15 protein-coding genes are annotated in these 18,959 nt (G+C 38.1%); 4 read left to right on the top strand and 11 right to left on the bottom strand.

Annotated features, from left to right (window positions below):
- Positions 1-24 precede the first annotated feature (24 nt).
- Positions 25-1,617, bottom strand: coding sequence for a peptide chain release factor 3 (gene prfC, locus ACYIAJ_RS05835; protein WP_483564463.1), 1,593 nt, complete (start codon positions 1,615-1,617; stop codon positions 25-27).
- A gap of 209 nt (positions 1,618-1,826) precedes the next feature.
- Here prfC and ilvY point away from each other — a divergent pair, with 209 nt between their 5' ends.
- Positions 1,827-2,723: an HTH-type transcriptional activator IlvY gene (ilvY, locus tag ACYIAJ_RS05840; protein WP_483560005.1), complete on the top strand. Its 897-nt coding sequence runs from the start codon at positions 1,827-1,829 to the stop codon at positions 2,721-2,723.
- A gap of 115 nt (positions 2,724-2,838) precedes the next feature.
- The gene (locus tag ACYIAJ_RS05845) at positions 2,839-5,079 is read left to right on the top strand and encodes a 3-hydroxybutyrate oligomer hydrolase family protein (RefSeq protein ID WP_483564464.1); all 2,241 of its coding nucleotides are present in this window, start codon (positions 2,839-2,841) and stop codon (positions 5,077-5,079) included.
- Between the two features lie 22 nt (positions 5,080-5,101).
- On the opposite strand, the gene ACYIAJ_RS05850 is transcribed toward ACYIAJ_RS05845, so the two are convergent.
- The 3 genes from ACYIAJ_RS05850 to fsa form a co-directional block, all read right to left on the bottom strand.
- Entirely contained in the window at positions 5,102-5,683 is a 582-nt protein-coding gene (locus ACYIAJ_RS05850; RefSeq protein WP_483560001.1) for an acyl carrier protein phosphodiesterase, read from the bottom strand.
- A gap of 17 nt (positions 5,684-5,700) precedes the next feature.
- Positions 5,701-6,507 (bottom strand): siderophore-interacting protein, encoded by an 807-nt coding sequence (locus tag ACYIAJ_RS05855; protein ID WP_483564465.1) that lies wholly within the window; start codon positions 6,505-6,507, stop codon positions 5,701-5,703.
- A gap of 122 nt (positions 6,508-6,629) precedes the next feature.
- Positions 6,630-7,292 (bottom strand): fructose-6-phosphate aldolase, encoded by a 663-nt coding sequence (gene fsa / locus ACYIAJ_RS05860; protein ID WP_483559997.1) that lies wholly within the window; start codon positions 7,290-7,292, stop codon positions 6,630-6,632.
- A gap of 273 nt (positions 7,293-7,565) precedes the next feature.
- Between fsa and ACYIAJ_RS05865 the strand changes: the two genes are divergently transcribed.
- On the top strand, positions 7,566-8,432 hold the full coding sequence (locus ACYIAJ_RS05865) for a helix-turn-helix domain-containing protein (RefSeq protein WP_483564466.1): 867 nt from the start codon (positions 7,566-7,568) through the stop codon (positions 8,430-8,432).
- 17 nt (positions 8,433-8,449) lie between these two features.
- On the opposite strand, the gene ACYIAJ_RS05870 is transcribed toward ACYIAJ_RS05865, so the two are convergent.
- The 3 genes from ACYIAJ_RS05870 to ACYIAJ_RS05880 form a co-directional block, all read right to left on the bottom strand.
- Positions 8,450-8,782: a hypothetical protein gene (locus tag ACYIAJ_RS05870; RefSeq protein ID WP_483564467.1), complete on the bottom strand. Its 333-nt coding sequence runs from the start codon at positions 8,780-8,782 to the stop codon at positions 8,450-8,452.
- Positions 8,783-8,880: 98 nt separating this feature from the next.
- Positions 8,881-10,386: a glycine betaine/L-proline transporter ProP gene (gene proP, locus ACYIAJ_RS05875; RefSeq protein ID WP_483564468.1), complete on the bottom strand. Its 1,506-nt coding sequence runs from the start codon at positions 10,384-10,386 to the stop codon at positions 8,881-8,883.
- Between the two features lie 319 nt (positions 10,387-10,705).
- A complete protein-coding gene (locus ACYIAJ_RS05880; protein ID WP_483564469.1) occupies positions 10,706-11,608 on the bottom strand; it encodes a DMT family transporter in 903 nt (300 codons plus the stop codon).
- Positions 11,609-11,830: 222 nt separating this feature from the next.
- Here ACYIAJ_RS05880 and ypfJ point away from each other — a divergent pair, with 222 nt between their 5' ends.
- Positions 11,831-12,694, top strand: a complete 864-nt coding sequence (ypfJ, locus tag ACYIAJ_RS05885) for a KPN_02809 family neutral zinc metallopeptidase (protein WP_483564470.1) — start codon at positions 11,831-11,833, stop codon at positions 12,692-12,694.
- A gap of 61 nt (positions 12,695-12,755) precedes the next feature.
- Here ypfJ and ACYIAJ_RS05890 read toward each other — a convergent pair whose 3' ends face one another.
- The 4 genes from ACYIAJ_RS05890 to ACYIAJ_RS05905 form a co-directional block, all read right to left on the bottom strand.
- A complete protein-coding gene (locus ACYIAJ_RS05890) occupies positions 12,756-13,952 on the bottom strand; it encodes an MFS transporter (protein WP_483564471.1) in 1,197 nt (398 codons plus the stop codon).
- Positions 13,953-14,859: 907 nt separating this feature from the next.
- The gene (locus ACYIAJ_RS05895) at positions 14,860-15,495 is read right to left on the bottom strand and encodes a hypothetical protein (protein ID WP_483564472.1); all 636 of its coding nucleotides are present in this window, start codon (positions 15,493-15,495) and stop codon (positions 14,860-14,862) included.
- Positions 15,488-16,549, bottom strand: a complete 1,062-nt coding sequence (locus ACYIAJ_RS05900; RefSeq protein WP_483564473.1) for a hypothetical protein — start codon at positions 16,547-16,549, stop codon at positions 15,488-15,490. The genes ACYIAJ_RS05895 and ACYIAJ_RS05900 overlap by 8 nt, the downstream gene beginning before the upstream one ends.
- A 554-nt stretch (positions 16,550-17,103) precedes the next feature.
- Positions 17,104-18,747, bottom strand: coding sequence for a hypothetical protein (locus tag ACYIAJ_RS05905; RefSeq protein ID WP_483564474.1), 1,644 nt, complete (start codon positions 18,745-18,747; stop codon positions 17,104-17,106).
- Positions 18,748-18,959 lie beyond the last annotated feature (212 nt).

Genomic DNA, 18,959 nt, shown 5'->3' on the forward strand with positions numbered 1-18,959 from the left:
AAGTTTATGATAAACAATGAAAAATTAGTGTTCGCGAGTTTTTCTAAATTCAACATCAGGATACCGTTCTTCAGTCAAATTCAAATTAACCATACTTGGCGCAATATAAGAAAGGTTATCTCCCCCATCTAAAGCCAAGTTTTGCTCGCATTTACGTTTAAATTCTTCCAGTTTTTTCACATCACTACACTCAACCCAACGCGCAGTTGTAACATTAACGGCCTCATAAATCGCCTCAACGTTATATTCAGATTTTAAACGCGCAACCACCACATCAAATTGCAGCACCCCAACCGCACCCACAATTAAGTCATTATTGGTTAATGGACGAAACACCTGAACGGCGCCCTCTTCAGACAATTGCACTAATCCTTTTAGTAACTGCTTTTGTTTAAGTGGATCTTTAAGACGAATTCGACGAAATAGTTCTGGCGCAAAGTTAGGAATACCAGTAAATTTCAAATCTTCACCTTGAGTAAACGTATCACCAATTTGAATGGTTCCGTGATTATGTAAACCAATAATATCGCCAGCATAGGCTTCCTCAACATGTTCACGATCGCCGGCCATAAATGTTAAGGCATCAGAAATATTAATATCTTTGGCAATACGCACATGACGTAACTTCATACCTTTTTCATATTTACCCGATACAATGCGCATAAATGCCACGCGGTCACGATGTTTAGGATCCATATTAGCTTGAATTTTAAAAACAAAACCACTAAATTTTTCTTCTGATGATTCAACTTCACGCTTATCAGTTTGACGAGGTTGAGGAGTTGGTGCCCAAGCAGTTAAACCATCAAGCATATGATCAACTCCAAAATTACCTAATGCCGTACCAAAAAAGACCGGCGTTAAGTCACCCGACAAAAAAGCATCTAAATCAAATTCATTTGATGCTCCTTGTACTAATTCAAGTTCTTCACGCAGTTGCTGTGCTAAATCATCACCGACAGCTAAATCCAAATCAGGGTTAGTTAACCCTTTAATAATTCTGACTTCTTGTATTGTATGACCTTGGCCTGATTGGTAAAGATATGTTTCGTCTTTCGCTAAATGATAGACACCCTTAAATAACTTACCACAACCAATCGGCCAAGTAATTGGTGCGCACATTATATTTAGCTCGTTTTCGACTTCATCAAGCAATTCCATAGGGTCGCGAATATCACGGTCTAACTTATTCATAAACGTCAAAATTGGCGTATTACGTAATCGCGTCACTTCCATCAATTTACGTGTACGATCCTCTACCCCTTTTGCCGCATCAATCACCATCAAACAACTATCAACGGCAGTTAGCGTGCGGTAAGTATCTTCAGAAAAGTCTTCGTGTCCGGGAGTGTCTAATAAATTAACCAAACAATCATTATAAGGAAACTGCATAACAGAGGTGGTAATTGAAATACCACGTTGTTTTTCCATTTCCATCCAGTCTGACTTAGCATGCTGGGCATTAGCGCCACGGCCTTTAACTGTACCAGCTGTTTGGATTGCGTGACCAAATAAAAGCACCTTTTCGGTAATAGTGGTTTTACCGGCATCAGGGTGAGAAATAATCGCAAAAGTGCGACGTGCATTGACTTCGTCTAAATAAGCTTGTTCTGTCATAAAATAAATTGTTTTAACTCACAAAAAATAATTGCTCATTTTAACAGGTATCTGCCTATTTTGCCATTGATGTTACACATAATGCCATTTGCCTTATTTGATTATCTATGCATAATATTTTCACTAATGAGTAATGCATGACTTACGGTTTCTAAATAAAAAAACACAAATCCTGCATTTTAGCGTAATAACCGGAACTAACCATAACTATGAACATTCGTGATTTAAAACTGTATTTACATTTATGCGAAACCTGCCACTTTGGCATAACCGCGAATGCCATGCATGTTAGCCCATCAACCTTATCAAGACAAATCCAACGGCTTGAAGAGCACTTTGGACATCCACTATTTATTCGCGACAATAGGCAAGTACAAATTACTCAAGTCGGCGAAAAGGTCAAACACTTTGCTCAACAGGTCATAAACCTACACCAACAACTAAAGCACGAATTAGATCAATCGAACCAACAACTTGTTGGCGAATTGACCCTTTTTTGCTCGGTCACTGCAGCCTATAGCCACTTACCTGAAATACTTGATCGCTTTAGGATCCACTACCCACTCGTTGAAATCAAACTATCAACGGGCGATGCCGCTGATGCGGTTGAAAAAATACAATCAAATGCGGCCGATTTAGCCATTGCAGGAAAACCCAAACAACTTCCAAACGGCATTGAATTTTTAAAATTTGGTGAAATTGAAATGGTCTTGCTGATCCCTAAACTTAATAGCTCATTTAGCGACAAATTACATCAAAAACAACCAGACTGGAATAATGTTCCCTTTATATTGCCAGAACATGGACCAAGCCGCCACCGCATTGATTTATGGTTCAAACAAAGAAAAATCATCAACCCAAAAATCTATGCAACAGTTGCTGGACACGAAGCCATTGTATCAATGGTTGCTTTAGGCTGTGGCGTAGCCTTATTACCAAAAGTCGTGATGGACAACAGCCCAGAACGGATAAAAGATCGTATAACCGAATGGTCAACCAACTTAATGGAACCGTTCGATGTCGGCATTTGTGTACAAAAAAGACGATTATCAGAAAAAATCATCGCCGCTTTCTGGGAAATTAGTAATCTAAATTTACCCCAATAACGAATAACAAAAATATAGTGTATAATCATCCCTTAAAAGACTAAAACTATAATAATAGGTGTATCAGCCAACCAGTTGTCAACTATATCCGGACATCATTATGATGGAATTAAAAATGAAAAAGATAACAATAAAAACATTAGCCTCATTAATACTTCTTTCCGCTTTCGCTATGCCATTAGCCGCGCAAAGCAATCCAACAAAAACGCCCAAAACTGACAAAAGCACAAAAGCAAGTACTTCTAAAAAAAGTACCAATGCTAACAAAAATAAAAACACTAACAATAAAGCAAATACCAGCTCAAAAACCGATAAACGTGACGACACAATCACAATTTTACCTCAAACATCGACAACCAATACCGATGTAAACAACAATAGCAGTCTTCAAATTGGCAGTGCTATTACAAAACCAAAATGGCTAGTTCGTGATACCTTGGCTTATTACGATGGTGATGAAAATGACCTTGTTACCGCAGGGCTTGGTTTTACGCCATTGTCCACAACTATTGTGACACCAGAAGTTGAAATTCCAACCAAACCACACTTTCAAGAACGACGACAAGCCAAACTCAATCGCTATATTGATACAAAAAATGGCGAAGGAACATTATTTGGCTTTAGAAAGCAAGAATTAACGCCTTTATTTGATGGTAAAGTTACAGGTACTGAAATAACTGCCGTACAACGAGAAGACGGCGTTGGCATGTTATTACAAATTCCAATTGATTTTAATAAAAACAGACCCTGTATTCTTGCCGTTCCAGCTAGCGATTCGGACGGAATATTAAATGCCAAAGATGTACAAATTCGTGGATTATGGGGACTTCGCCACAACTGCGCAGTGGTATATAACGACAAAGGTTTAGGTAATGGTATTTATGATCTTGAACACAAAGTTGGTTTTACTGTATGGGGCGAGGTAAACGACAGTAATATCTTATTTTCTTCATCGATTAACAATAGAGAGCAATACATCAAAAAATATCCCCACCGCTATGCAATCAAACAACTGCACTCAAAACTAAATGCCGAAGCTCGTTGGGGAGAACATGTATTAAAATCCATTGAATTTGCTTTTTATGAACTCAATAGTATGTTTTCAACCAATCAAAAAATCATATTTAACAAAGACAACACCCTTGTTTTAGTATATGGTGCAAGCGATGGAGGAGGAGCCGCATTAAAAGCAGGTGAATTGGATAACCAAAACATGATTGATGGTATTGTGGCAGTCAATCCACAAATTCAACCAAATATAGATAAATCTCAGGTTACACTAAAAATAGGCAACACTCCACAACAAAAACTAGAAGCCAAGTCTATTGCAAATTATAGTGCTTATGGGGCATTATATATACCGTGTGCGATTCCAGCAATAAAACCTAATAAAAACGATTCGTATGTGCCTTATGCAAACTATTTTCTTTATTCACAAGAACGCTGTAATGCTCTAAAAAAAGAAAAATTGCTCATAAAAGGCACTCCCGAAGAAGCACTAGAAAAACTGCATAAAAATGGCTGGACACCAGACATGGATATTCAACTACCATACTTCTACTATACCGAATCCATTGGCCTACCTTATCAATATATTAGCGCTTATGGCAAATACGATGTCACCGAAAACATGTGTGATTTTTCGGTAGCAAGTACTCAGCAAAATCCAATATATTACAGTGGTAAAGTTGCGCCATTAGAAGAAATTTCGTTCGAACAAATATGGGGAATGGCGAATGGGCATTTACCTTTGTGGAATGGGCATAATGCAACAATTTTGGATCTGGTTGAAAATGAAGATCTTAATACTCCGAGACGCGAATTTTACTCTAGTTCACAAACAAAAGACACGATTGACTATGGCACTAAAGGGTCAATTTGTGTTTATAAAAAGTCACAAGAGCATCGCGTTAATCAAGGCATAAAACAAGTTATGGCATCGGGTAACTTGCATGGTATAAAAACCTTTATTGTGCATGGGCGTAACAATGTTAAACAACTACCAAACTACACATCACGCCCTTATGTCGCGTTAAATAGTTTGGTTGAAGGCAAACAATCACAACTAAGATACATCGAAGTTGAAAATGCAAGCTACTTAGATGGCGTAGCACCATTTGACAACACCCTACTACCGATTGATTATTATGGTGAAGATGCTATCGAATGGTTATGGGCTAACTTAACTAACGAAGCCACCCTACCTGTAAGTCAAGTGGTGCATGCAACTCCCCGTGGAAGCAGAAGCGGTTATGCGCCACAAGTAACCAACAAAAACCTAAAACCGATAATGCAATCCCCAAGTCGCAATGATGTCATCCAAAAAAATGATGGCAAACTGATATTGCCAAATTAACAACTAATACCCCAAAACAACTTTAGCCAATGCCATCTTTTACCGCTAAACAAATTTTGGGGTATAACACAAAAAACAACGACTCAAGTTGCGCATAGTGTTGCTTAATATCAACAATGGTTTCTCTTAACAAATACAATTTTGGTCGTCGATTTGCCATGCCACCAAGTACATCACCAACAAAATCGATAGAAGCATAATTTTCTAGCCACAATCCTTGCCACATTGCATTCATAAAATGCTGATAATCGGCAGGATACGCGCTAATATAAGGTTGGATATGTATTTTTGTTACTTGATTAAATTGAGCCACACTTGGAAGTAGCCCATAATCACTCCAATGTTTTGACAAAAAGTGATCCCAAACAATATCTAATGCAATTGAGGCTACGCGCTGATGTGATTTTCGAAACAACAACTTCGCTTGCCTAACTTCAAATAGGCTATCGGTCAAATTATCAATTTTGCGATGCAGCATAATGCCGTCAGCAATATCGCAGTCATAAGTTAAATAAGGATCACCTTTAACAAAATCTGCAACGGTATTACCAATTAACGAACTGCTCGCTAGTGTAGCCAAATGCAAATGTGCCAAAATATTCATAAAAATAGCAACACTTATTATTCGCGATGCTTAAATTCGCCTTCAGCAAAACCTTCACGCCAATAGCTGGTAATATGAAAAGCATCTGGTGACAAATGGGTATATTTTTCCTTAACGGATTGTCGAAAAAGTCGCGCTAACGAACATTCCATGCCTCCCCAAAACAACAGTTTATCGTGTTCTGATAAATCTGCACTCATTACACCATCGACTAATTGATGGGGATTATTCTCATTTCGCACAAACCAGTTAACCTCAATATTTTCACTATCAACCAATGGCACTATATCACTTTTGTCATTAACCTGAATAAAGGCAAACGCTTTTTGTTTTTTAGGAAGATGTTCAAGTGTGTAACAAATAGCTGGCACAGAAGAAATATCGCCAACTAAAACCAAACAATCATCAGTAAACTGTAATTTACCTGCAGCGCCAATCAAACCAATTTGATCACCAACTTTAGCATTTTGTGACCAAACAGAGGCCAAACCCACGTCATGAATGGCAAAATCGACAAAAAACTGATTAGTAACACGATCAAATTCCCGCACACTATAACTGCGCACAAGCTGACGTATCTTATCACCAACCACAATTTTATTATCATCATCAAGCTTAGGGAATGTAACTTCGCCAGTTAAAGGATCAGGAAAAAGTAATTTTAAATACGGACAAATCCATAATGGATTGACATTAAAAGGTTTATTGCTACTAAACTGGACACGAATAAAACTCGGCGATATTTTTTCAACACTCAATACTGTTAATAATGCATTGACAATAACTTTTTTGTCTATTTTAATTTTTTCTTTTTTTTCATCCATCGCGTCAATCCTTATATTTATTGTATTCAAATGCATCATACAATAAAAAATGTTAGAGTAATGCTATTTTTACAATTGAAAAAAACAGATAAACTTATTTCACCTAAAATTGACAATTAAATTTAAAAAGTTAACGATCCAAAAGTACTACGCCAATCTTGATCAAACTTAGCAATGGCTGCATCAACCGCAGGATCTGAAATAAAAAGCTCGGCAACATCAACAGGCAACGTAATTGCCTTACAGCCTGCTAACATGCAATCTAATGCTTGTCTTGGTGTTTTAAAACTGGCTGCCAACACCATCGACTGCGGACAATGCAAATCCAATAATTTTTGCAACTCTAGCACGGTATCTTTGCTATTTCCACCTTGAGCATCAATACGATTGACATAAGGTGCAATATATTTAGCACCAGCAAGCGCACCTAAAAAACCTTGCCCTGCCCCATAAACGGCTGTCCCCAACGTTGGAATACCTTGTTGAGTTAACTCTTTAATTGCAATCAATCCTTGGGCATTAACAGGAATCTTAGTCACAATTGAAGGTACCGCTTTTCTAAGTTGATGAGCTTCTTTTATCATCTCATCAGCATCACTTGAAAGCACTTGTGCAAAAAGCAGTTTATCTGGGCCTAAAACCTCTTGTAATTGAACTAATAACGGAAAAATAGGCTTACCCGACTTTGCCACAATACTCGGATTAGTGGTGACGCCGCTAATCGGCAACACCTTAGCTAAACGTTTAATAGCAGCAATATCGGCTGTATCTAAATATAATTCCATAATTAACTCCTAATTCGGTTCAATCATCAATTAACATATAACACCATTTTCATAGCTAATATAGTAAAAAAAAATAACCTAATGGCCTAGAAGACGATCTTGCCTTTTACTGGATTTTTGTACGCTAAACAAAAAAATGAGATTTAGATCACATAATCAAAAACTAAAATTAACTTATTAAATAAAATAGCAATTTAAACTAATTTTCATTTTTTATATTCACCTAAAATCTAAACAATTGCACATTAATTAACTTATCGTCGATACAATTTTATGACCAAATCCATCAATAACGCATTAGCCAAACTAGTGAATCATCAACAGGCAATTAACCACATCTATTTTGCTAACAACAGCGCTAACGCTCCTTTGATGTCCTACCAAGTCAACTTTCCTAGAATTGAAATCATATTAGAAGGAAAGCAACAAATGCTATGGGCAGATAAAGATGGTAACGTAATTGAAAAGACCTTATTGGCTAATGATTTATTATATATTTCTGCTCAAAGTTGGAACAAATCCATTTGGACAACTCCAGTTACATCATTAAGTATTTTGTTTGGAAAACAGCAAATTGGAATTAGCTTATTACACTGGGATGGTACTCAATTAATCCCCTATGGACAAATAAACAAACCTAGGCGGGGGCCAAGAGTAGGAGCATTTATCATTCAAGCACTTACAGAACTAAATTGGCAAAACCAACCATTCGAACAAAACAAAACAGCATACTTTCTGATTCAAAGCTTGCTAAGCAATACACTAGATTTACTTAATGTTGAGATCGAAACATCATCCAAAACCACCAGCTTATTTGAAGCTATTCGTCAATACATTGATACCCACTTTCGTGAAAATATTACACGCGACTTTTTAGCTAACATGTTTCACATTTCACCCAATTACTTATCGCATCTATTTCAACGCGAAGGCAAAATAGGATTAAACGAATATTTAAACCATATTCGCTTAGAATATGCAAAATCGCTATTGAAAGATTATGATTTGAATGTAAAAGAAGTTGCTCTAGCATCAGGTTTTAAAGATAGTAACTATTTTTGTCGGATTTTCAAAAAAAAGACAGAGCGTTCACCCACTGAATATCGAAGTCAGTATCACAGTAAATTATTGCAAAAATAATGTGATTATTATCGGGATTAAACCGAAGAATGTTGATAACAATAAAATTGAATAAAGTCACGATTATTGTTGATCGTTTTGAATTTATCTTTTATTAAAAAGATTGGCAAAAGTGCTATACCTTGCCCTTTTTCAACAAGATTTAATAATTGACTTAACGAGTCCACCGTAATCATTTTTTCAGGTGGATAACCGCAAGCTAACGTTTTAGCTCGCAGTGGACAATGCTCATCATTATTAATCAATATTGGTAGATGATCATTCTCTAAAGCTGATTGACTTTGCAAAAAAGCAACAGGTAACTGCTGATTCGCTATTAAACAATAATCTTGATGTTGAGTAACGATCAAAAAGGGAGAGTGATTCCCTCCCCTTGCTTGGACATAATATCAATGATCATAAAATCCTACATTCTAAAAATGTCCGTAATCAATCGATATCAAAAAAATTAATCTAACTTAGGATGCTGATCCACCAAATCCTGTCGTTGTTTTTGTAAGGCATCGATTTGCTGTTCTATATCTTCGACTTTTTGCTCTATCGAATCAAAGTGATCAGATAAAATCTCTTTGGCTTCTGAGCGATCCGATGCTGCAGGTGTTGCACCTCGCAGTGGTTTATTCGCAGTTTCATTCATTTTTAAGCCAGTCACTAATCCAACAACTGCAACCACCATTAAGTAATAAGCAGGCATATACAAATCACCACTAGCCTCAACCAACCACGCTGCGACAGTTGGCGTTGCCCCAGCAATGAGTACGGAGATATTAAAGGAAATAGCCAAAGCACTGTAACGAATGCTCGTTGGAAAAATAGCCGGTAAAATAGAAGCCATCACACCCGTAAAGCAATTAAGTAGTACAGCTAAAATCAATAATCCGATAAAAATAAGTCCAATAACATCACTGTTAATCATCATAAATGCAGGATAAGCAAGGACAAGTAAACCAAAACTACCACCAACAATAAAAGGTCTTCTCCCAATTTTATCACTAATCAAACCAATCATTGGTTGCACAAATAACATGCCAATCATAATGGCGATAATAATTAATACACCATGATCTGCACGATAATGTAAGTTATGCGATAAATAGCTTGGCATATAAGTAAGTAACATATAATAAGTCACATTAGTAATAATCACCAATCCGACGCAAACAAATAAACTTTTCCAATATTTGGTGAATATCTCTTTAAAGGTCATTTGGGGTGGATTAGCAATGTTTGTGCGCTCATTGTTATCCAATGTATCGGTGTGTTGCTGAAATGCGGGGGTTTCATCTAGAGCATGACGTAAATACAGGCCAATTAATCCCAATGGTAATGCAAACAAAAACGGAATTCGCCATCCCCAATCTTGGAATTTTACTTCGCCAAGAATACTTGATAACAGTACAACCAAGCCAGCACCAACTAAAAATCCGGCAATTGAGCCAAAATCTAACCAACTTCCCATAAAACCACGCTTACGGTCTGGCGAGTATTCTGCAACGAAAATAGCCGCACCTGAATATTCCCCGCCAATTGAAAACCCTTGAGCCAATTTAGCAAGCAATAATAAAAGCGGTGCAAAGATACCAATAGTTGCATAAGAAGGAATCAACCCAATACAAAACGTACTTAATGACATGATAATAATCGTGACAGAAAGAATTTTTTGACGCCCCAATTTATCACCAAGAACCCCAAACACCAAACCACCTAATGGGCGAACTAAAAATGGAACTGAAAAAGTTGCCAAAGCAGCTACCACCTGAATACTTGGCGATGCACTAGGAAAAAATACTTGCCCTAAAACATAAGCCAAAAATCCATAAACGCCAAAATCAAACCACTCCATAGCGTTTCCTAGTGCAGCTGCGATAATTGCCTTTCTTAATTTATGATCATCAATGATGGTAATATCATTAATATTTAATGGCTTCCTTTTAAATCTTATTGCTTTTTTCATAACATACCGCCTATTTAAATTCAAATAAAGAAAAGGAATAATGAGGTAACATCAATGATATAATTGTGTAATGTAAAACTAATATCAGCGATATTACACAGAAAAATATGCTAAAGAGCTAATAAAAATTGATGCAAAATCAAATAAAACAAAATAAAAAGAGGACAATAAAAAGCAAAAACGGGTAAGTGATTTCGGCTAGCCATATTGCGACTTGATAGCTGTGAAACAATTCCTTTTCATCAAAATTGTGTACCAAGTATAACAAAATATCCCACTTTAGTAAAACGCAACGACTAAACAACCAATGCTACTTTTGCTAACTGCAATTACGAACCGTCAACTTTTTCGAACACAGGTAAATACCAATGACAATAAACAATGTACTAATAATATGAAAGTTAGCAATTTCGGTATGCAAAAATAAAATACTAAAAACGCCACCTGATAAAGGAATAACATGGGTATAAATCTGCCCACGACTTGCGCCAATTTCAGCAATGCCTCTATTCCAAAATAGATAAGACAGCCAAGAAGCAAAAATGGCAATATACAATAACCCAAGTAAAAAACTAACATCAGTATAATGTGCCAGATTTTCAACAGGATAAAAATAGAAATACACTAAAGCAATAGGTAGTAACATCAAAGAACCTAATACCGCACTAACTGTTACAAAAGCATTGCCGGCAATAGATTTATCCTTTAAACGTAAAAAGGCACTATAACAAGCCCAGCTCATTGCCGATGCCATTGCCCATAAATCGCCTTGGTTAATATTGCTCAATGAATTTAAATTAGTTAGATTCCCTTGTAAAATAAGGTAAATAACCCCCATCGTACTAAACAACACACCTAAGATGTTATTTTTTGAAATTGAATCATTAAATAACAATTTATTCATAACTAAAACCATGCCAGGCGTTGCAGAAAGGTAAATTGACGCATTAAGTGACGAGGTATATTGCAATCCCACATACAACGTTAAAGGGAACAAAATCTGACCAAAAATCGCCAGTAAACAAATTGACCCAACCGACTTTTTAATCTTAACCCAATCATTGCGCACTTGATAGTGATACAAACACAACAATAACACCGCAGTGATAACCCAGCGACCTTCGGATATCACCATGGGATCAGCGTGTGTCACTAAAATGCGCCCAACAACATAGTTCCCGCCCCAAAAACAAGCAGCTAACGTAAGTAATAGATACGGCATAACAAGACCCTGACATTAGAGTGAAGATACGGTGAAATTTACCAACATTATATACCTAAAATAGAGCAAGAAAATAACCGATTTAACCACACTCTTTACCTACTGATATCATTTTGACTCATCATTATTTTTCCAAATTACAGCGATAGCATTGACTTAATCTAGTATCCTTCATCATTATCCATTAAAATAAAAAAAACAAAGTTGACAAGGTGCCCTCTTATGCGCTGGAAAGACCAAAGAGAAAGTGACAATATTGAAGATCGCCGCTCACAATCAAGCAGTGGAATGGGGACCGCAATTCCAATTAAAGGTAAAGGCAAAATTGCTTTATTTATTGTCGTTTTAGTAGCGGGTTATTACGGTGTTGATTTGACTGGATTACTCAGTTCCGACCTAACCACCTCAGACAGCACACAGCAAACCTCCTCAGAATATACAGCAGATGACCGCGAAGCAGCCAAATTCACTTCGGTCATATTAGCTAGCACCGAAGACTACTGGAGCGAGCAATTTCAACGTTTAGGCAAAACCTATGTCCCACCTAAATTAGTGCTGTATACTCACTCAACCCAGACATCGTGTGGCACAGGCCAAGCTGTTATGGGGCCGTTTTATTGTAATATAGATAAAACAGTATATTTAGACCTCTCCTTTTATCAAGAGATGAAACAACGCCTTGGTGGCGGTGGTGATTTTGCGCAAGGTTATGTCATCGCCCACGAAATTGGTCATCATGTACAGAATTTACTTGGAACATTTAACCAAGTTGCACAACTAACGCAAGATCAATCAGACACCGTCAAAAATCAAATATCGGTAAAATTAGAATTACAGGCAGATTGCTACGCAGGAATGTGGGGCAACGCAATGCAAAAAAAGAACATTCTTGAGGTTGGCGATACAGAACAAGCATTAAAAACAGCGCAAGCCATTGGCGATGATCGACTGCAACAACAAAGTGGCGGTTATGTTATGCCCGATAGCTTTACCCATGGATCATCAAAACAGCGTTATACATGGTTTAAACAAGGATTCGATAACGGCTCGATTAGTCAATGCAACACTTTTGCAGAATCAGAATAAACGTCAAAAAACCCAAAATTGTCTTCCACCATTTGGAAGACAATTTAGCCAATCCCCATCATTAATGCTTATCCTTAACCAAAGCACAAAACAGTAATGAAATGGCAACCATGGCAAATGCAATCCAATAAATAATTTCATGTCCATAAGATTCAGAAACAAATCCCTGAATAATTCCCGCCAAAATAGTGCTACAAATAATACCATTATTAAATAATGTTGAGGCAACGCCCATTCTTGTTGGTAATAGATCTTGAAAATAGATAATGCCAATGTTTGCAACAATACCAATAAAAAATGCATTAAAAAGTTGCAAAGCAAATAATGCAAATTCGTCAGTCAATAAAATCATACCGACATAAAACAGCAAACCACAAATGATAGCGATGAAAAACAAATTTCTCTTACCCAAAACAGGCACTAAATAGCCCGCAATAAGCATAGCTGGAATTTCAATGCCTGCCGCTAATCCCATTAATTGCCCAGGTAATGAATCGGATAAATGTAATATGGAATTCACATAAAGTGGCATATCGATGATATACATCATATTAGCAGTCCACATAAATACAGTCGAAAGCAATAAATAAACGACATTCCTATTTTTAAATAGCGACTGGTTAGCTGATTTTATATCAATCGTATTATCAATTTGTAAGACGGGATTTTTTTCAACCGAAGGTAAAAAAAAGGCTGCAAACAACATCGCAACGAAAAACATAGACATCGCACTTAGGTACATGACGGTAAAACCATAGTGGATAGCTAAACCAAATGAAAGAGGAGGACCAATCACCCATGCTAAAGAAAGTTGTGCTCGGATTAACGAATTAAATGCTACAACATTACGCCCCGTTTTTACTGCATATTCACGGGCAAGTGCAAAAACTTGTGGCATAGCGGCAGATGATAAAGCGGCAAACAAAACACCAAGTGTAATTAAAATATAATAGTGCCTAGAAAAAGCAAATATCACACTATTAACAACCCCCATCAAACAACAAAATATAACAATATTCCGCCTATCACCTTTTTTGTCTGAATATTTAGCCAATAAAAAACTTCCAATGATACTTGCTAATGCATTCACTGAAAAAAAGAGCCCAACTAAACGGGGATCGGCCTTTACTTCAAAGGTCAAAAACCGACTTAAAGTGGGGGATTGTAAAGCACCGGCAATGCCAACAATAAAAGTAGTAAATAAAAAAGCGACGAAGATAACACCTTGACTTTGGCGAAAGGAAGAAACATTAGCCATAAAACAATCCATAGATGAGTTTTTGTTGATTATATACTTAAAGCCGGCGTAAAAGTAATAAAATTCAAAGGGAAATAATCTGGATATAAGAGTGTTGCATTAAAAAGCAACACATAAAAACTTAATAAAATCAATATCTTTTCTGACTATTTTTAGGTGATTAAATAGTTGTTATTAAAGCGCTCTATTCGTAGTTTTGTTGATTTGTTAGTTACCGGCGCTTTACTTAGATTGTGTAAGTGATTGATTTATCTTAAAAACATCAAAATAAAAACTTCAATAAAATCAATACCTTTCCTGACCACTTTTTGGATGCAATTACATTGTTTTTTAACAAAAAACAATTCACCAAAAAACACCTAAGATTATGTTGTCTGTCTTATTCCGGCGTCAGAATGTGCCGACAACAGAGTGAGGTTAGCACGCCAAACGGGATGTTTGGCGAGGCTATTCTCCGTCTGGAACGACAAATTTGTCTGGAATAAATTTGAACATCTGAGCAAAGCGAAGATGGCCTCGAAGAGGCGAGTATCAGGATGATACGAGTAGCGTAGCCGCAGGCCACATTCTGCAGCCAAAGCGCGGGATTGCTAAGGGAATTCGCTCTAATTCCCTTAGCTCGGACGTGGTCACTGTAGCTATTTTGTTCACTAAAGGTCAAAACGTCCGAAACCTTGCCGTACTATAAATAGACCACGAATTTAAACCGCCACAGCATAATCACTAGGATTGCCAACTACGCTTTCAGCGTTGGCGGCGGGGAACGGCGCGATTGTGGCTTCGTCGCAACAGCGCAACCCTAAGGGAATGCCCCAACTGACGCGGGGGCTTTATTCTTTGTTAAATTATCCTCTATTTGCACCATAACCACCCCCGCGGCCCAAGGATTAAGGACTAAGAAAAAAAGCTAAGGTGCGGTACAAAGGCCATCACGGTTGCGGCTGGTACCGCTGCTGTGGACGAGCCCGAAGTTCGAGGGGACAGTGAAGCCATTGCTACCTGTCGCATCGCCCGTCCAGTAGTAGTTGTTGACGAAGCCCGCACCAGCGTAGTTGACCATGATGCCCCACTCCGTGAAAAAACCAGCACCTATGTGACGCATGTAATTATTGTCAGATGAGGATGGTGAGGCGCCAAAAATAGGATAACTACCAGTTCTGACTGCATTGGTTAAATCCCTTACCCTAGCAAGACGATAACCCAGACTTCTACACCAAGTGGATTGGTTAGACAAGGTATCCCGTTTATTACCCCGATTGACGAACCACTGCCTCAACACAAATCCATACCTCACCTCATTACCTCGACTATCCCTTCCGACTAACTCAAAGGTCTGTGGCAAAGATAGCGACGGAGTAAGCCGACTAGGATTACTTGAGTTTATTTGAGCATCAGTTGCCCTAGGACCACTTAACGTTACCCGTGTTACATAACTGGATTTATCTCCAATCCATGGATCAGCTTGTCTGGTATATCCTTCTGGGTCTGTAAATGTACCAGAACGTGGCCTTGTCCAACTCACCGCTGCACTTATACTACCCACTTGTGATTACTGTCCAACTCAACTGACTTGCATCTACCCCACCAACATCCAAATCAAAATACAATCCATCTGAACCTGTAGTTGGAAAGTTTAGGTCATAAGATGATGGATTTGTAGACTGAACTAAAAAGCCCTTAGTAGGACTCCATATGTTAGCTGGGCCTGCATAGCGAGGATTATCATAAGAATTGATGCCAGTTGTACCACCCAACAACAAATTCGGCCTGACCGAACAGATAACAGGCTGTGACGGCAAAGTGATATAATAATCCGCTGTTCCTCCGTTAAATGTACTACTTTTTGGCACACCATAACGGGTCTCTAAAGTTCCCCCTGTACTATCTAAAGTGACCTTATAAGGCGCTTTACATATACTTAATGTATCACCACGACTTACTGTTCGACCATTCTTATCCTTTATTACTAACGATATACTCCCTGATGCTGTTACTCCATTGACTCCCTGTCCATCTCCATCATCATCTCCCCACTTCCCTTGACTAACCAAATCACTTATACCTACTGAATACATTCTATTTATCCATGGGGCCGATGCCGGTACCACTGTGTGTATATCATTAAAAGTAAAATTACCATTGGGTAATCTTATCGGATTTGTGGGACTCGATGTGTTTGTCGATGGCGTGATACGCCTTCCATCTGACAACTCTATTGTCAAAAAAGTGTCGGTATTAGTTGCCTTTGTCTGTCCTCCATCAAACGTTAAATACGGCGCACTACCCTCTATGACCCTTGATGTCTGTGCCGTTAACGCCTGTACCCCCTGCGTATAGGACAATAACAATGCCACGAAGAACAACGCGGATTTAAGGAATCTAAATAATCTAAGTAAGCTTGGCAAGCTTGAAAACTTAGATAGAAAAGGTAAGTGCCTCGACCTTGGCGGTAAACCTGCCGATAAAGCCACCGATTCCGCTACGCGAAATGACCCCTGTGATGAAAATAAGAATTGATTCTGATTTCGACTACGGTGAAAATTAAAAAGATTTAGGGCATAGGTTTGGCATGCCATATGCCATATGCCATATGCCATACATGGTAACGCATTTCGATCATCCTGTCAATTAAATTTTTGTTTTATTTAAATTTTTTATAATTAACCGCTCAACTAATGAGCACTCCCTTGCTTTGAAAGCGCTTAAATTATAACCGGTTGATTAATTATACGCTAGTTTTTTTGTTAAAAGTTTGTAAAGCTTTTGTTAATTGTGGGCGGTTAAGCTTTTGTTGGCATGTTTGGGAAATGGTTTTGGTGATGTTTTTTGAATAAAAAACACCCAAAAAACTTTAATAAAATCAATGTCTTTTCTGACCGGTTTTTGGTGGAAATAAGGCCTTTTTTGGTTGGTGGATAGAATGAATTAGATGTAGTGGTTTCGGACGTTTGCAGTTTAGTGTTCAAAATAACTACCGTGACCACGTCCGAAATCTTACCGCGCTAAAATAGAATACCAATTTAAACCGCAACAGCGCAGCCCTAAGTGAAAATTCCCCAACTTACGCGGGGGCTTTATTCTTTATTAGATTATCCTCTATTTGCACCATAACCACCCTGCGACCTCAGGATTAATAACCAAGAAATAAAAGCTAAGGTACGGTACAAACAGCGTAATTGTTGAAAGATACGCTGCTGCTGCCAACGAAGCCGCTGACCGAGTAAACATAAAAGCTATTGCTACCTGACACGTCGCTTGTCCAGTAGTTGTAGTCGATGAAGCCCACATCAGCGTAGTTGTACATGATGCCCCACTCCGTAAAAAAACCTGCACCTATGTGACGCTTGTAACGATTAACAGATGAACTAGGCGTGGCTCCGATAGCGCCAGTACAAGGATAATTTGGATCAACATTCAAACCAGAACAAACCGCATTAGTTAAATCCTTGACCTTAGCAAGACGATACCCCAAACGACTACACCAAGACATTTGTTCAGACGGATTACCCGTGTTATTACCCCTATTGACGAACCACTTCTGTAAGACAAATCCATACCTCACCTCATTACCTCGACTATCCCTACCCACCAACTCAAAGGTCTGCGGCAAAGATGGCAACGGAGTAAGCGGACTAGGATTATCTGATTGTATTTGAGTGCTATCCGCCCTAGGACCTCTTAACGTTACCCGTGTCACATACTGGGATTTATCTCTAATCCAAATGTCGTAATTGTTGGATTGGTTTGGCCTTATCCAACTCACCGTTGCCCTTATGCTACCATTCGTGACAACAGACCACGTCAACTGACTTCCATCAACCCCAACAGGCAACTCTAAATCAAAATACACCCCATCAGCACCCGTTGTCGGAAAATTTCGGTCATAAGATGATGAGCTCGTTGACTGAGTTAAAAAACCCTTTGTAGGGCTCCATATGTTAGATGGACCGGAGAAGATAGAATCGTCATTAAGACCATAAACAATAGCACCAGTGCCGCCAAAATATAAATTCGGCCTTGCGTAACAAACACGAACAACACTGTCATACGGATTGATATAATATGTCGCTGTTTGACCACTAAAACTGCTTGTATTCGGAACTCCGTACTGTGTTTGTAAATATCCATTTGTATTACTTAATGTTACTTTATAAGGGGCACTACATATATTTAATGTATCACTACGATTGACAGTATTACCATCCTTATCAGTAAAATTTACTGATATATTCCCTGATGCTGTTACCCCATTAGCACCCTGACCATCTCCATCATCATCACCCCAATTACCTTGAGTAATTAAGTTACTTAAATTCACGGTATTCGCCCCAGACTGCACCAACATGTGTATATCATTAAAGGTACTTCCATTAACTAATCTTATCGGATTTGTCGGACTTGAAGTATTGGTTGATGGACTGATGGTAATACCATTAGGCAACTCAATAGTCAATAAACTATCCGCTGAAATTACCTTAGTTCGACCCCCATCAAACGTTAAATACGGCCCACTACCCTCAATTACCTTTGTGGTTTGCGCCGATAACGCCTGCGATTTTTGCGAATACGACAATAACAACAACGATGTGAAGACCAATGGCGACTTAGATAATTTAAATAAGAAAGGTAAGTACCTTGGATTTGGCAACAATCTAACCAATAACCTCAGCGAGAACGTCAAGCGCAATAACTTCGATGATAATAATAAGAATTGAGTCTGTTTTAGACTACGATAATATTGAAAAAGATTTAGGGCATAGGTTTGGCAGGCCAGATGCCAGGCATGGTAGCGCATTTCGATCATCCTGTCAAGTAATTTTTTGTTTTATTTACATTTTTTATGATTTTCTGCTCAGCTAATGAGCGTTCCCTTGCTTTGAAAGCGCTGAAATTATAACCGGTTGATTAATAATGCGCTAGTTTTTTGTTAAAAATTTTAAAGTTTTGTTAAAGCCTGAGTTGGCGTACTTTGGAGAATGGTTTTGGTAGTGTTTTTTGAATAAAAGC

It is taken from the genome of Gilliamella sp. X-46 (assembly GCF_057063525.1).

Excerpts from the sequence above, each read along its gene's own strand:
- fsa (WP_483559997.1), bottom strand. The coding sequence starts at position 7,292 with ATGGAATTATATTTAGATACAGCCGATATTGCTGCTATTAAACGTTTA.
- ilvY (WP_483560005.1), top strand. The coding sequence starts at position 1,827 with ATGAACATTCGTGATTTAAAACTGTATTTACATTTATGCGAAACCTGC.
- ACYIAJ_RS05845 (WP_483564464.1), top strand. The coding sequence starts at position 2,839 with ATGAAAAAGATAACAATAAAAACATTAGCCTCATTAATACTTCTTTCC.
- proP (WP_483564468.1), bottom strand. The coding sequence starts at position 10,386 with ATGAAAAAAGCAATAAGATTTAAAAGGAAGCCATTAAATATTAATGAT.
- ACYIAJ_RS05865 (WP_483564466.1), top strand. The coding sequence starts at position 7,566 with ATGACCAAATCCATCAATAACGCATTAGCCAAACTAGTGAATCATCAA.
- ACYIAJ_RS05900 (WP_483564473.1), bottom strand. The coding sequence starts at position 16,549 with ATGGCATATGGCATATGGCATATGGCATGCCAAACCTATGCCCTAAAT.
- ypfJ (WP_483564470.1), top strand. The coding sequence starts at position 11,831 with ATGCGCTGGAAAGACCAAAGAGAAAGTGACAATATTGAAGATCGCCGC.
- prfC (WP_483564463.1), bottom strand. The coding sequence starts at position 1,617 with ATGACAGAACAAGCTTATTTAGACGAAGTCAATGCACGTCGCACTTTT.
- ACYIAJ_RS05855 (WP_483564465.1), bottom strand. The coding sequence starts at position 6,507 with ATGGATGAAAAAAAAGAAAAAATTAAAATAGACAAAAAAGTTATTGTC.
- ACYIAJ_RS05905 (WP_483564474.1), bottom strand. The coding sequence starts at position 18,747 with ATGCGCTACCATGCCTGGCATCTGGCCTGCCAAACCTATGCCCTAAAT.
- ACYIAJ_RS05880 (WP_483564469.1), bottom strand. The coding sequence starts at position 11,608 with ATGCCGTATCTATTACTTACGTTAGCTGCTTGTTTTTGGGGCGGGAAC.
- ACYIAJ_RS05890 (WP_483564471.1), bottom strand. The coding sequence starts at position 13,952 with ATGGCTAATGTTTCTTCCTTTCGCCAAAGTCAAGGTGTTATCTTCGTC.
- ACYIAJ_RS05850 (WP_483560001.1), bottom strand. The coding sequence starts at position 5,683 with ATGAATATTTTGGCACATTTGCATTTGGCTACACTAGCGAGCAGTTCG.